Source organism: Halomonas ventosae (genome assembly GCF_004363555.1).
Taxonomy (GTDB): domain Bacteria; phylum Pseudomonadota; class Gammaproteobacteria; order Pseudomonadales; family Halomonadaceae; genus Halomonas; species Halomonas ventosae.
Map to the genome: position 1 here is coordinate 44,954 of NZ_SNZJ01000005.1, position 13,566 is coordinate 58,519.

A 13,566-nucleotide genomic window follows, 5' to 3' on the forward strand; every position below is an offset into this window, starting at 1 on the left:
CATGCCCGCTACGCTGGTCGCGGCGTCCCGTCGATTGTCACGCCGCCTGGGACTGGCGCGCTCGCTGGTCATCTACTGGCGGCCGGGACGCCAGCGAGCCCTGAAGCGGCTCTATGCCGACTTCGTCGGGCCCGGCGACCTGGCGTTCGACATCGGCGCGCATCTCGGCGATCGCACCGCCGCCTTCCAGGGGCTGGGTGCCCGAGTGGTCGCGCTGGAGCCCCAGCCGGCCCTGTTTCTCTGGCTGAATCGCCTGGTGGGACGGCGCCGGGGTGTCACCCTGCTGCCCACTGCCGCCGGGGCGGCACCCGGCGAGGCTGACCTGGCGGTGAGTGAGGCGACACCGACGGTCTCCACCCTGGCCCACGAATGGCGCCGCGAGATCGGCGAACGCAACCCCGGCTTTCGCAAGGTACGCTGGGAAGGCCGCCAGCGCGTCCCCGTGACCACCCTCGACAGGCTGATCGCCGAGCATGGGCTGCCGCGCTTCTGCAAGATCGACGTGGAGGGCTTCGAGGCCGAGGTCCTGGCCGGGCTGACCCGGCCCATCGAGGGGATCTCGGTGGAATTCGTCGCCGGTGCCCTGGACGTGGCCGACCGCTGCGTGGCGCGGCTGGACGAGCTGGGCGACTATCGCTTCAACGCCATCGCCGGCGAGGGTCGACGTTTCGCGTGGACGACATGGCGTACAGCGGCGGCCACGCGTGAGTGGCTGGCCGAGGGCGCCGACGGCCTGGCCTCGGGCGACCTCTACGCACGGCATACCGACGACCGGCAGGATACGGAGCGCCATGGCCCATGAGTGATCTTCCCCCCTGTCCCCGCTGGCAGGATCTCACTTGTCACGAGATAGCGACCCTGCCGCGCACTACCGTGGCGGTGATGGTAGTGGGCGCCATCGAACAGCACGGCGCCCACCTGCCACTCTCCACCGACCTCGATATTGGTGAGGGGCTTCTGCAGGAGGCCCTGACCCACCTGCCCGAGCGCTTCCCCCTGGTGACCCTGCCGCCAATGGCAGTGGGGGCCAGCGACGAGCACCTGAGCTTCCCCGGGACCCTCAGCCTGCCACCGGAGCTTGCCATCGCCACCCTGGAGGCCCATGGCGACGCCGTGGCTCGGGCCGGCCTGCAGCGGCTGGTGCTGATCAACAGCCATGGCGGAAACAAGGCCGTGATGGACCTGGCCGCCCTGCGGCTGCGCCGCCGGCACGGCATGCTGGTGGTCAAGGTCCACTACACTCGAATGCCGCCGCCGGGCACCCTGCCCGCCGGCGGCCTGCCCGCCGAGGAGCTGCGCCACGGGCTCCACGGAGGCGCGCTGGAAACCGCCATGATGCGCCACCTGGCCCCGGACAAGGTGCGTCTCGACCAGCTGGACCACCCGGCCTCGAGGGGCGAGGCCATGGCGGAGCAGGGACTGCTGCTGGGCCCGGAGGGAGAGGCCGCCTTCGCCTGGCTGGCCGAGGATCTGCATCCCGCGGGGGTGGTGGGCAATGCCCGCCTCGCCACGGCCGAACTCGGCCAGCGACTGGTGGCCCACTACGGCAAGCGAATCGCTCGTATCCTGCGCGAGACCCGGGACATGGCGGTCGATACCTTCCGCCGTCGCTAGCGTTCGTCGCTCTGAGCTCCCTCACGACCGGGCGGTCGGCCCCTGATCGCCGTCGAACACGGCATCGAGCAGGTGGCCGGCGCGTTCCGACTTGGCGCTGAGGTAGCGCCGATTGTGATCGTTGAGGCTGCCATAGAGGGCCTGGCGCTCGACCACCTCGATACCGCCCTCGGCCAGGGCTGACATCTTGCCCGGGTTGTTGGTCAGCAGCTGCACGCGACGAATACCCAGGGCGTCCAGCATGTCCACCGCGACCCCATAGCGCCGCTCGTCCTCGCCGAAGCCCAGGATCTGGTCGGCGTCCAGGGTGTCCAGGCCGCTGTCCTGGAGGGTATAGGCCCGCAGCTTGTTGGCCAGCCCGATGCCACGCCCCTCCTGAGCCAGGTAGAGCAGCACGCCACCGCCCAGCGCCTGGATATCGGCCACGGCATTGCGCAGCTGCTCACCGCAGTCGCAGCGCAGGCTGCCGAAGAGATCGCCGGTCAGGCAGGCCGAATGCAGGCGCAGCGGCACCGCCACATCGCCGCTGCGGGGCTCGCCGATCACCACCGCCACGTGCTCGCGCAGGCCGTCGGGTTCACGAAACAGGATGAAGCGGCAGTCGGAGGCATCCGCCAGGGGAATCTGCGCCTCGCTGACGCGCTGGAGCATGCCGACACTCCCCTCAAGGCAACGCTCGGCCTGTTCCGCCCCGACCGCGAGCCAGGTGCCCTCCGACACCCGGGCCTCCACGGCCGACCGCTGCGCTTCGCTGACCCGAGCCACCAGCGCGGCCGGAATCAGCAGCGCCCGACGCATCAGCGCCAGGGCCGCCCGGTCGGCCGCCTGGGCGGGCTCCAGCGACCGGCGCCAGCCGGCCAGTGCCTCCGGTTCCATCGCCACCTCCGGGGCGATACCGAAGGCCAGGTCGACCAGCCGCCGCCGGCCGGTCCCCTCGGGCAGTGACAGACGGGCCGCGCCTCGGGCCTCCGGCTCACCGAGAATCGCCAGGCGGTGGCGGCTCAGGACCAGCGCGGGCGTGCCGCCGGCGTGGCCGGCCAACCCTGAGACCGAGGCGTCAGTCGCCCCTTCGATGGCCTGGACCAGCACGCGAGTGTCACCGGCGATGACGACCACCGGCAGCCCCCGTCGCAGATCGAAGATGGCCCGTTCAACCTGATGCATGGTGCCCTCCTTGCACGCCTTGTCCCGCCGAGGCGGACTGCGCATGATGAAGTCTTTCCCCTGGCCTGGAGCTCACATGCCCCCGACCCCGCCCGACACCCTGGACCACGAGACGGCCTGGCAGGTTCTCTGCCGCGCCCGCGAGACCGTGACCCGCAGCGCAGCGCCGGTGCATCGGGACGGCCCGCTTCACCTGACGGCCAGCGGTTGGACGTCGGATATCCCGTCCAGCGAGGCGGCCCGGGAGATGCTCGACAACCTGGCCCCGCTGGCGATGCACCCCGGCCGCCTGACCCTGGCCCAGCTCGGCCAGAGCCTGGATGGGCGCATTGCCACCGAGAGCGGACACTCCCACTACATCAATGGTCCCGAGAGCCTGATGCACCTGCACCGGCTGAGGGCCCTGGTAGATGCCGTGGTGGTCGGCGCCGGGACCGCCTGCGAGGACGACCCCCTGCTCACGGTGCGCCATGTCAGCGGGCGCCAGCCGGTGCGGGTGATCCTCGACCCGCGGGGCCGAGTGCCGGCGACGCTGCGCCTGCTGCGCGAGGCCCAGGCCCCCTGCCTCCACATGGTCGGCGAGCAGGCCGACATCGCCCCGCCGGCGGCCGCTCATGTCACCCGCCTGCGGCTGCCGCTGGGCAGCGAGGGCTTCGCCCCCGCCGCCGTGCTCGATGCACTTGCCGCCCGGGGGCTCAGGCGCGTGCTGATCGAGGGCGGCGGCATCACGGTGTCGAGGTTCCTGGAGGCCGGCGTGCTCGATCGGTTGCATCTTCTCGTGGCACCGCTGCTGATCGGTTCCGGCCGGCCGGGACTGGCCATGTCGCCCATTGCCACCCTGGAGCAGGCGCGTCGCCCCGCCGCGCGGACCTTCCGCTGTGGGGACGACACCCTCTTCGACCTGGACCTCACCCGGTCCTGATCCCTCGGGACCCGAACCCGACGGCACGTCACCGGCGCGGCGGCGGAGCAGACCCGGCAGACACAGCGCGCCGGGCAAGCTCGCCATCAGCACCAGCAGGCCATAGGCCAGGGAGACCGCCACCCCCTCGGCCGGCGGCAGGCCGGCCAGTCCCCAGACCAGCGCCGCCACCCCCTCGCGAACCCCCCAGCCCGCCAGCGACAGCGGAATCAACATCGCCATCAGCACCGGGGGCACCAGCGACAGCAACGTCCCCAGGGGCAGCGTGACCCCGATCGCCCGGGCCGCGCAGGCGAACACCAGGGCATAGCTCAAGACCAGCAGCAGGGAGCCGGCGAGCTGCCGTGGCCAGACAGAGGAGGCCAGCAGGCTGCGCCGCAGGTCTCCCCCCAGCCCGGCCAGTGCCGCCGGTGGCTGGCGCAGGAGACGGCGCGTCATCGGCACGCCGAGCACGGCCAGCAGCGCGGCGACCCCCATCCAGCCCGCCGAGGAAAGCCCGTCCAGCGCCTCGCCGAGCAGCCCCTGCCACATCGGCGACAGGGCCACCACCAGCAGGGTCAGCAGCAGCAGGGCCAGCTGGCCGGAGGCGCGTTCGATGATCACCGCCCGCCAGGCGCTGCCCCGGCGTCCGCTGGCCCGGGAGTGCCGCCAGGCCCGGGCGGCATCCCCCGCCACCCCGCCGGGCAGCACCTGGTTGAGGAACAGAGCCAGGTAGTACTCCCGAAGCGCCCGCCCCCAGCCCAGCGACAGACCGAGACGGCACGCGGTCAGCCTCCATCGCCAGGCGGAAAGCAGCACCTGGGGGAGCGTCAGGGCCAGCGCCAGCAGGACCCAGCCCGGCGCCAGGGGACCGACCGCATCGATCACTTCCCCCGGCTCGAGCCACACCCAGAGCCCGCCCAGCAGCAGCAGGCTGGCCAGTGGTCGCCACAGGCGGGAGGGTCGAGCCAGCCCCATGGTCACCCTCGACCCGCCGCCGGCCGGGCGAAGAGGTCGCGATGCCCCACCGTCACGCCCAGCTCCCCGGCGCGGATGGCCGCCAGGCGGCGGTCTCGCCAGGCGCCGAGGCGAGTCGCCTCCAACGGCGCCTGCTCGAGGGCGGCATCGTGCCAGCCGCTGACCAGGGCCTCGGCCAGCGGTTGCTGGGTGGCGTCGCCGGCCGCCAGGTGCCAGGGGCTGGCATCGCTCTCCACCCGGAAACCGGCGCCAGCCAGGGTGCTGGCCAGCACTGCGGGCGCCTCGCCGCCCAGTGCGGGCCCCAGGCCCTTGTCGCGGCGCTGATGGGCCTGGAAGAGGGTGCGCGCGGCGAGGTCCTCGCGCTCCTCGACGCGCGCGCCCTGGCGGTCCAGGAAGGCCCAGTCGCCGTCCACGCTGAGGGTCAGCAGCAGCGCCTGGCCACGGGCCGCGCAGGCCGCCACCAGCGATTCCACCCAGGCGCGGGGCATCAGGTCGAACAGCGCCGAGGCGACCACCAGGTCGGCCTCGGCGAGCAGCTCCCCATCGACCGGCGAGAGGCCACGGCAGCGGGTCGTCAGGGCGATCGGGGCGCCGGCGCGGTCGCGCAGCCGGTCAGCTCGCCGGCGGGCATGGGACAGCAGGCCGGCATCGTGATCGACCAGCTGCCAGCACTGGGGGCCTGGCAGGCGTGAAGCCAGGAAGCACAGGTTGCTGCCGCTGCCGCTGCCCAGATCGACGATGCCATGGGGGGCGGGGCGCGCCTTCAGCCACTCCATGGCGAGCCCGGTCAGGCGATGGCTGCGCGACCGGGCATCCAGCCCCTCCCGCAGCGCCAGCCACGCCGCGGAGAACAGGTCGTGGGCAGTGGAGGCACTCATGACGACAGCCTCCGCTCGGGGCGGGCCAGGTCACCTATCGGCGCCTCGGGAAGGGCTTCCAGGGCGGCCATGAACGCTTGCCCCGCCCGTTGCCAATCCGCCAGCCCCTGCCTGGCCCGAACGGCACCGCGGCGCAGGCGGCACCTGACACCGGGGTCGTCCATCCAGCGGCGCAGCGCCTCGCGCAGGTCGCGGGCATCACCAGGGGGCACGGCGATGCCTGCCTCGGGTGGCAGGGTATCGGCCAGGGCGCCGCCGGTGGTGGTGATCACCGGCAGACCCCGCGCCAGCGCCTCGGTCACGACCATGCCGTAGCCCTCGTAGAGGGAGGGCAACACGAAGAGGTCGGCCCGGTGGTAGGCCGCTGCCAGTTCCGCGGCATCCCGCTCACCGGCCCAGACGATGCGCGAGGTCAGGCCATGCCGACGCGTGATCTCGAGCAGTCGGGCGGCGTGGGCGGGGTCTCGCGAGTGGCTGCCGATGACCTCGAGGGTCCAGTCGCGGTCCTGCAGCCCGGCCAGCGCCTCCAGCAGTCCGTCATGCCCCTTGCGGGGCGTCAGGGTCGCCACGCAGAGCAGCCGCCAGGGAGGCGTCGCTGCCTCGTGATCCAGGGCGCTGGCCGCCAGCGAGGCCGGCTCGACGCCGGGCTCCGCCACCCGGACACGCTCATCGGGGACGCCATACCCCGGCATGGCCCGAGCGGTGTGGGCGCTGGTGACGATCACCCGGCGGGCCGCGGCCAGCGCCCGGGCCTCGCTTGAGCGAAACGTCCTCTGCTCGGCGACGCCGAGGCCGGTCTCCTCGGCCAGGGGGTGATGGACGAGGGCGACGATCCGCAGGCGCGCGGCATGTTGCTCGATCTCCTTGGGCAGGCCGCCCATGGCCAGACCGTCGATCACCACCCGGGCACCATCGGGCAGCCGTGCCAGGGCCGTTGTCATGCTGCGACGGGCCTCAGGGTCAGCCAACGGGAAGCGTCCCTCGAGCCCGACTACCTCGACCCGCCATCCCTGCCGGCGCAGTTCCGCCGCCATCCGGGCATCATAGACATAGCCCCCGGTGCACTGGTCGGGATCACCGGCGACGATCAGCGTCAGCGCTGGCATCTCACCCCGGGGCATCGCGTCCTCGGGCATCAAAGCGCGCCCTCATAGCTGGCCCAGGCCACATGCGATTCATGCAGGGTCACGCACAGCGAGTCGAGGCCCATGGCCGCCTCCCCGAGCTGGCCGAGCTGGACGGCCGTGGCGAGACGCTCGAAGATGACCCGCGCCATGAACTCGGTGGTGGTGTTGCGGCCCTGGAACTCCTCCACCTCATCGAGGTTGTGGAAATTGAACTCGGCGAGCACCCGCTTGAGGGCTTCACCGGCCAGGCCGATGTCCACGACCAGGCCGTCATCATCGAGTTCGCGGCGCTGGAAGGTCACGTCGACCACATAGGTGGCACCGTGCGTGCGCTGGGCGGGTCCGAAGACCTCGCCCCGGAAGCTGTGGGCGATCATGAAATGGTCGCGAACGTTCAGGCGGTACATGCGGCAGGCACCTCGCATCAGGAAGGGGTGGGATAACGCAGTCGATGGCAGAGCACGTCGCCCTCGCCGGCGGCCAGGCGGGGCATCAATGCCGGCAGCTCCTGGAAGTCGCTCTCGCCGCTGATCAAGGCGTCGAGGCAGGGCGCGCGCAGCAGGTCCAGGGCCAGCGCCAGGCGACGGCGGAAATCCCAGCGTGTCGTGCGGCCGGCCGCCATGTGCCCGACCTGGCTGGCCTGCAGGGTCAGACGACGCGAGTGGAAGGCCTCGCCCAGGGGCAGGGTCACCTCACCACTGCCGAACCAGCTCATCTCCACCACCCGCGCCTCGTCACCGGCCAGCGCCAATGCCAGGCGCAGTCCCTCGGGGTTGCCGCTGGCATGGACCACCAGGTCATTCTCTTGCCGGGCAGCCGCCGGGAGGGAGAAGTCGAGCCCCAGAGCCTCGGCCAGTGACGAGCGGCCCGGGGCCACGTCCACCAGCTCTACCCGGGTCCCGGGAATCGCTGCGCAAAGCCAGGCCACCAGGGCGCCGACCACACCGGCGCCGACCACGCTGATATGGTCGCCCACCCCGGGGGCCGCGTCCCAGACCCCGTTGATGGCCGTCTCCATGTTGGCCGCCAGCACCGCACGCGCCGCTGGCAGGCCGTCCGGTAACGGCGTCACGGCGGCCGCGGGCACCACGTAGCGATCCTGGTGCGGGTACAGGCAGAACACCTCCCGTCCGAGTAGCGCAGGCTCACCGGCCTCGACGACACCGACGCTGACGTAGCCGTACTTGACCGGGCCAGGGAAATCGCCCTCCTGAAAGGGGGCGCGCATGCGTTGCCACTCGCTTTTAGGCACCCGGCCCTCGAAGACCAGCGATTCGGTACCGCGACTGATGCCGCTATAGAGGGTTCGAACGCCCACCTCGCCGGGGCCTGGCATGGCCACTGGCGCCTGTCGCAGGGCGCCCTGACCCGGGGCCAGCGTCCAGAAGGCGGTAGCGGTAGCATGGGACATGGCAAGATCCGTATCGTGAGTATCAGCAGTCGGCACAGGTCACAACGAGACCGTGAGCAACATCGTTAGCATCGAATCCATATGACAACGCTGTTGGCGGCACGCTCATTCTTCTACAATATCGATACATCAATACTGGGGTGCACAATGCAACACTGTCAATCGAGCACCGCATCATGCCAGGACAACCGCCTTTGGGCATGACGAGGAGCGCCGGAGGCCAGCCCCTCCCGATCGTCCGTGACCTTGGGGCAGGCGCCCTGGGCCTGCTGGCCTCGACGGCACTGCTGTGGTCATGGCTCGGCGCAAGCCCATGGGTGCCCCTGCTGGCGGCCGTCGCCTACCTGGTCATGGCCGGGCTGATCCTGGCAGGCGTGCCCCGCCACTGGGGAGGACTGGGCCTGGCCAACCGCATCACGCTGTGGCGCGGGACGCTGATCGCGCTGCTGGCCGGCACCCTGGCCGATCCCGGCCTGCTGACGCAATACGCCGTTCCCCTCGCCGCCCTGGCCCTGCTGGCGCTGGTGCTGGACGGGGTGGATGGGGCCGTCGCGCGCTGCACCGCGACCCAGAGCGATTTCGGAGCACGCTTCGACATGGAACTCGATGCCGTCCTGATCCTGGTGCTGTGCCTGGCACTGCTGTCGCTCGGCAAGGCCGGCCCCTGGGTGTTGGCCATCGGGGCCATGCGCTACGCTTTCGTTATCGCCGGTATCGCGCTCTCCTGGCTGACCGCTGCCCTGCCGGAGAGTCGTCGCCGCAAGGCGGTCTGCGTCTGGCAGGTGACGGCCCTGATGATCGCCCTGCTGCCCGCCGTCGGTGCCACCGCGACGACCTGGCTGGCGGGTAGCGCACTGCTCGGCCTGACCTGGTCGTTCCTCGTCGATATCCGCTGGCTGTATCGCCATGCCGCGGCAAGACCTCCAGAGGACTATCGAGCCGGCAGCCACTCATGAACCGAAGGACACCCTGATGCCTGTGTCTCATCCTCACACCCCGGCCCCACGCGCCTCCCTGACGCTCGCCACGGGGCTTGCCCTGGCGCTGGGCATGCTCTCGACACAGACCGCCAGTGCCGAGCCACGCACCTACGAGATCGACCCCGAGCACTTCTCCATCGGCTTTCTGACCGAACACGTCGGCTATGCGGACACACTCGGCATGTTCCTGGAGGGCCAGGGCGAGTTCGTCTACGACGAGCAGACTCGGCAGCTGCACTCCGGGACGGTCGAGATCGCCACCGACAGCGTGTTCACCAATCACGAGGAGCGCGACAACCACCTGCGCAGCGGCGACTTCCTCGACGCCAGCCGTCACGCGACGATTGTCTTCGAGGCCACCGGCTTCGAGGCACACAGCGACAGCGAGGGCACCCTGGAAGGCGAGTTGACCCTGCTCGGCGAGACCCGCCCCGTGACCCTGGCGATCACGCTCAACAAGGCCGAGGCCTATCCCTTCGGCCACGGGCAGCACACCCTGGGACTGTCGGCACGCACGACCCTCAACCGCAGCGACTGGGGGATGACTTACGGGGTCGACAACGGCCTGGTCGGTGACGAGGTGGAACTGATCCTCGAACTGGAGGCGATCAGGCAATAGCCGATCTCGCCAGGAATACATAGACGGGCTGGCAAGTCATGACCAGCCTGCTAGACTGACCCGACGCTTGACGGGGTGCCGGTGGATCCGGCTGAGATGGCGCAGGGTGTCGAGAGACACCGAGCGCTGGTCCCGTGGAACCTGATCCGGCTCATACCGGCGTAGGAATCAAGCGGTGAGCCAGCGCCGACTCGGCGCCGCTGTCCGGCCACCCCTCCCTCGCCCATGCTCCGGATCGATACCGCTACCGGAGGCAAGATGGGCTACCGCTTCAATGATCTCACCACCGCCTGCCAGGACGACTGGCGCGCCTATATCGAGCACCCGTTCGTATGCGGCCTGGGCGACGCCACCCTCGACGAGCGCGCCTTCCGCCACTACCTGCAGCAGGACTACCTCTTCCTGATCCACTTCGCCCGCGCCTATGCGCTGGCCGGCTACAAGAGTCGCACCCTGGAGGACCTGCGCCAGGCCCATGAGGGGCTCAAGGCGATCCTCGACGTGGAGCTCGACCTGCACGTGGGCTACTGCCGGGAGTGGGGCATCAGCGAGGCCGACCTCGCCGCCCTGCCCGAGGCCCGCGCGACCCTCGCCTACACCCGCTACGTGCTCGACACCGGCCACCGCGGCGACCTGCTCGACCTGCACGTGGCGCTGGCCCCCTGCCTGGTGGGCTACGGCGAGATCGCCCACTGGTTGAATGCCCAGTCCTTCACCGTGCGAGGCGACGCCAACCCCTATGACGCCTGGATCGCCATGTACGAGAGCGACGACTTCCAGGACGCCATGCATGCCGAGCTCGAGTGGCTAGACACCCGCCTGGCGGAGGTGACACCGCGCCGCTTCGCGGAGCTCTGCAGCGTGTTCCGCGATGCCACGCGACTGGAGATCGACTTCTGTCAGATGGGGCTGGAGCTCGCCAGCTGAGGCACTGGCCCCATTGCCACCCGCCCGCTGGACCTGGTCATGCCAGCGGGCAACACCACACTGGTGACCGAAAGATCGCCCGACCACTCGCTTGACGGGGTGCCGTTGAAGACGGCTGAGATCATGCGCTTTCGAGCATGGATCCCGTTGAACCTTAACTGGCTAGGACCAGCGTAGGGATCAAGCGACAGGCCGTGTGCCCCCTGACGCCGCAGCCCCTGTCCTTCCCGCCTGTGTCCTCCCTGACAAGACCCCGACAATCCAAGGGAGAACACCATGAGCAAGACCGCCCACTTCCTCGCCGAGACCGCCCGCGTCGACGCGGCCGCCGTCCAGCCGTTGCCCGGCTCGCGCAAGGTCTACGTCGAGGGCTCGCGCCCGGACATCCGCGTGCCCTTCCGCGAGATATCGCTCTCGCCCACCAGGACCTCCGGCGCCGAGGAGCAGAACCCGCCGCTGCTGGTCTACGATACCTCCGGCCCCTACACCGACCCGGATGCCGAGATCGACCTGCGAAAGGGCCTGCCCGAGCTGCGCCGCGCCTGGATCGAGGCGCGCGGCGACACCGAGTTCCTCGATGGGCCCAGCTCCGAGTACGGCCGGCGCCGCGCCAATGACCCCACGCTCGCCCAGTTGCGCTTCGACCTGACCCGCACGCCCCGCCGCGCCAAGGAAGCCAAGAACGTCACCCAGCTGCACTACGCGCGCCAGGGGATCATCACCCCGGAGATGGAATTTATCGCCATCCGGGAAAATCAGCGTCGACAAGCCCTGGGAACCGAGGAGGTCGAGCGCATCCTCGGCCACCAGCACCCGGGCCAGGGCTTCGGCGCCAAGCTCCCCAAGGAAATCACCCCGGAGTTCGTCCGCCAGGAAGTGGCGGCTGGCCGGGCGATCATCCCCTGCAACATCAACCACCCGGAATCCGAGCCGATGATCATCGGCCGCAATTTCCTGGTGAAGATCAACGGCAACCTGGGCAACTCGGCGGTGACCTCCTCCATCGAGGCCGAAGTCGACAAGATGACCTGGGGCATCCGCTGGGGCTCGGACACCGTCATGGACCTCTCCACCGGGCAGAACATCCACGAGACCCGCGAGTGGATCATCCGCAACGCCCCGGTGCCGATCGGCACCGTGCCGATCTACCAGGCGCTGGAGAAGGTGAACGGCGTGGCCGAGGACCTGACCTGGGAGGTGTTCCGCGACACCCTGATCGAACAGGCCGAGCAGGGCGTGGACTACTTCACCATCCACGCCGGCGTGCTGCTGCGCCATGTTCCGCTGACCGCCAAGCGGGTCACCGGCATCGTCTCCCGGGGCGGCTCGATCATGGCCAAGTGGTGCCTCTTCCATCACCGGGAGAGCTTCCTCTACACCCACTTCGAGGAGATCTGCGAGATCTGCCAGCGCTACGACGTGGCCTTCTCGCTGGGCGACGGCCTGCGCCCGGGCTCGGTGGCCGACGCCAACGACGCGGCTCAGTTCGCCGAACTCGAGACCCTGGGCGAGCTGACCAGGATCGCCTGGCGGCACGACGTCCAGGTGATGATCGAGGGGCCGGGCCACGTGCCCATGCACCTGATCAAGGAGAACATGGACAAGCAGCTCGCCGAGTGCGACGAGGCGCCCTTCTACACCCTGGGGCCGCTGACCACCGACATCGCCCCGGGCTATGACCACATCACCTCCGGCATCGGCGCGGCGATGATCGGCTGGTACGGCTGCGCCATGCTCTGCTACGTCACGCCCAAGGAACACCTGGGGCTGCCCAACAAGGATGACGTCAAGACCGGCATCATCACCTACAAGATCGCCGCCCACGCCGCGGACCTGGCCAAGGGGCACCCGGCGGCCCAGCGCCGTGACAACGCCCTCTCCAAGGCGCGCTTCGAGTTCCGCTGGGAGGACCAGTTCAACCTGGGGCTCGACCCGGACACCGCCCGCGAGTACCACGACGAGACCCTGCCCAAGGACTCGGCCAAGGTGGCGCACTTCTGCTCCATGTGTGGGCCCAAGTTCTGCTCGATGAAGATCAGCCAGGAGGTCCGCGACTCGGTCTTCAAGGACGGGGCTCAGGACAGGGGCCTCGATGGCGACCGGGACGCCGTGATGCAGGGCATGGAGGAACAGGCCGAGAAGTTCCGGGAACAGGGGGCGGAGCTCTACCGGGAAGTCTGACCGCCGCCGGCCCACCCACCATGCAACGCGCCCCCGCCGGTCTCCCGGCGGGGGCGCGTTGCATGGTCTAGCGGTGTGGGACCCGCCGTCAGATCAGAAGCGGAACGTCACCCCGACGCTGGCGGCGTCGAAGGTGTAGTTCGACTCGTCCAGGTAGCGCATGTAGTCGGCGCCCACGGCGAGGTTATGCGTCACGTCGAACTCACCGCCGGCGCCGTAGGAGAAGCCGCTCTCGGTATCCGCGTCGAAGTCCACCTCGGTGAAACCCGCCAGGCCATAGAGGCGGAATTCCGGGGCGATCGGCAGGACCCCCTTGGCATAGGCGCCGGCCAGGTAATCCAGCTCAGCCGGGCCGTCGGAGCCGCCGGTACCGAGATGGCCCTCGAGACCGAAATAGTCGTTGAATGCCACGCCACCGCGCAGGCGCAGGCCGGTGCTGTCGAAGTTGCCACGTCCATCGGGGTCGAGTTCCCAGAACATGACGTCGCCACCGAGGTACGGGCTCGGCTGGTAGTTCATGGGGCTGCCCTGGGCGTGGGCGGTGGCCCCGGCCAGCAGCAGGGCGGCGGAAACGGCGGAAATCGTGATGGTCTTCATGGTGAATCTCCCGGTTAGGAAACAGTGTTTCCCTATGCAGGGACCATTCTGGTACAGCCTAGACGAAAGTGCAAGATGTTCCGCCCCCGACGCCCACCAGGGAGATAAGGACAACTGGGTGTCCGGCGTCAAGCCGCTGGGGTCACTGCATCCCGCACTGCAACATGCTAGATTCGCCCTGCCCGAGGC

At 69.9% G+C, this 13,566-nt stretch carries 13 protein-coding genes, 1 pseudogene and 2 riboswitches; of the genes and pseudogenes, 7 read left to right on the plus strand and 7 right to left on the minus strand.

Annotated elements, in window-relative coordinates; translation table 11 throughout:
• The first annotated feature begins 1 nt into the window (after window position 1).
• Both DFP85_RS05475 and DFP85_RS05480 read left to right on the plus strand, forming a co-directional pair.
• Complete coding sequence (locus tag DFP85_RS05475; protein WP_133635300.1) at window positions 2–802, plus strand: FkbM family methyltransferase; 801 nt, start codon at window positions 2–4, stop codon at window positions 800–802.
• Window positions 799–1,614, plus strand: coding sequence for a creatininase family protein (locus DFP85_RS05480; protein WP_133635301.1), 816 nt, complete (start codon window positions 799–801; stop codon window positions 1,612–1,614). The genes DFP85_RS05475 and DFP85_RS05480 overlap by 4 nt, the downstream gene beginning before the upstream one ends.
• A 21-nt stretch (window positions 1,615–1,635) precedes the next feature.
• Here the strand turns inward: DFP85_RS05480 and ribA are convergent, their stop codons facing one another.
• Entirely contained in the window at window positions 1,636–2,778 is a 1,143-nt protein-coding gene (gene ribA, locus DFP85_RS05485) for a GTP cyclohydrolase II RibA (RefSeq protein ID WP_133635302.1), read from the minus strand.
• A 274-nt stretch (window positions 2,779–3,052) separates the two neighbouring features.
• Here ribA and DFP85_RS18870 point away from each other — a divergent pair, with 274 nt between their 5' ends.
• On the plus strand, window positions 3,053–3,700 hold the full coding sequence (locus DFP85_RS18870; protein WP_243737220.1) for a RibD family protein: 648 nt from the start codon (window positions 3,053–3,055) through the stop codon (window positions 3,698–3,700).
• Window positions 3,701–3,784: 84 nt separating this feature from the next.
• Here the strand turns inward: DFP85_RS18870 and DFP85_RS19075 are convergent.
• The 5 genes and pseudogenes from DFP85_RS19075 to DFP85_RS05510 form a co-directional block, all read right to left on the minus strand.
• Window positions 3,785–4,657, minus strand: a pseudogene (locus tag DFP85_RS19075) (lysylphosphatidylglycerol synthase transmembrane domain-containing protein); the annotation flags it as partial.
• 2 nt (window positions 4,658–4,659) lie between these two features.
• Entirely contained in the window at window positions 4,660–5,535 is an 876-nt protein-coding gene (locus DFP85_RS05495; RefSeq protein WP_133635304.1) for a class I SAM-dependent methyltransferase, read from the minus strand.
• The gene (locus tag DFP85_RS05500) at window positions 5,532–6,671 is read right to left on the minus strand and encodes a glycosyltransferase family 4 protein (RefSeq protein ID WP_243737211.1); all 1,140 of its coding nucleotides are present in this window, start codon (window positions 6,669–6,671) and stop codon (window positions 5,532–5,534) included. The genes DFP85_RS05495 and DFP85_RS05500 overlap by 4 nt, the downstream gene beginning before the upstream one ends.
• The gene (locus tag DFP85_RS05505; RefSeq protein WP_106230076.1) at window positions 6,671–7,069 is read right to left on the minus strand and encodes a 6-pyruvoyl trahydropterin synthase family protein; all 399 of its coding nucleotides are present in this window, start codon (window positions 7,067–7,069) and stop codon (window positions 6,671–6,673) included. Before DFP85_RS05505 ends, DFP85_RS05500 begins: the two co-directional genes overlap by 1 nt.
• A gap of 17 nt (window positions 7,070–7,086) precedes the next feature.
• Window positions 7,087–8,073 carry a zinc-dependent alcohol dehydrogenase gene (locus DFP85_RS05510; RefSeq protein ID WP_133635305.1) on the minus strand — a complete coding sequence of 329 codons (987 nt, stop codon included), beginning with the start codon at window positions 8,071–8,073 and terminating at the stop codon, window positions 7,087–7,089.
• Window positions 8,074–8,273: 200 nt separating this feature from the next.
• On the opposite strand from DFP85_RS05510, the gene DFP85_RS05515 reads away from it, so the two are divergent.
• The 4 genes from DFP85_RS05515 (at window position 8,274) to thiC (ending at window position 12,780) form a co-directional block, all read left to right on the plus strand.
• On the plus strand, window positions 8,274–9,029 hold the full coding sequence (locus tag DFP85_RS05515; protein WP_133635306.1) for a CDP-alcohol phosphatidyltransferase family protein: 756 nt from the start codon (window positions 8,274–8,276) through the stop codon (window positions 9,027–9,029).
• Between the two features lie 16 nt (window positions 9,030–9,045).
• Entirely contained in the window at window positions 9,046–9,672 is a 627-nt protein-coding gene (locus tag DFP85_RS05520) for a YceI family protein (protein WP_208108456.1), read from the plus strand.
• Between the two features lie 61 nt (window positions 9,673–9,733).
• A riboswitch (TPP riboswitch) is annotated at window positions 9,734–9,857 on the plus strand.
• A gap of 73 nt (window positions 9,858–9,930) precedes the next feature.
• Window positions 9,931–10,599, plus strand: a complete 669-nt coding sequence (gene tenA, locus DFP85_RS05525) for a thiaminase II (protein WP_133635307.1) — start codon at window positions 9,931–9,933, stop codon at window positions 10,597–10,599.
• An 85-nt stretch (window positions 10,600–10,684) separates the two neighbouring features.
• Window positions 10,685–10,796: riboswitch (TPP riboswitch) on the plus strand.
• A gap of 79 nt (window positions 10,797–10,875) precedes the next feature.
• A complete protein-coding gene (gene thiC, locus DFP85_RS05530) occupies window positions 10,876–12,780 on the plus strand; it encodes a phosphomethylpyrimidine synthase ThiC (protein WP_133635308.1) in 1,905 nt (634 codons plus the stop codon).
• Between the two features lie 93 nt (window positions 12,781–12,873).
• Here the strand turns inward: thiC and DFP85_RS05535 are convergent, their stop codons facing one another.
• Window positions 12,874–13,377 carry a porin family protein gene (locus DFP85_RS05535; RefSeq protein WP_133635309.1) on the minus strand — a complete coding sequence of 168 codons (504 nt, stop codon included), beginning with the start codon at window positions 13,375–13,377 and terminating at the stop codon, window positions 12,874–12,876.
• Window positions 13,378–13,566: the final 189 nt, after the last annotated feature.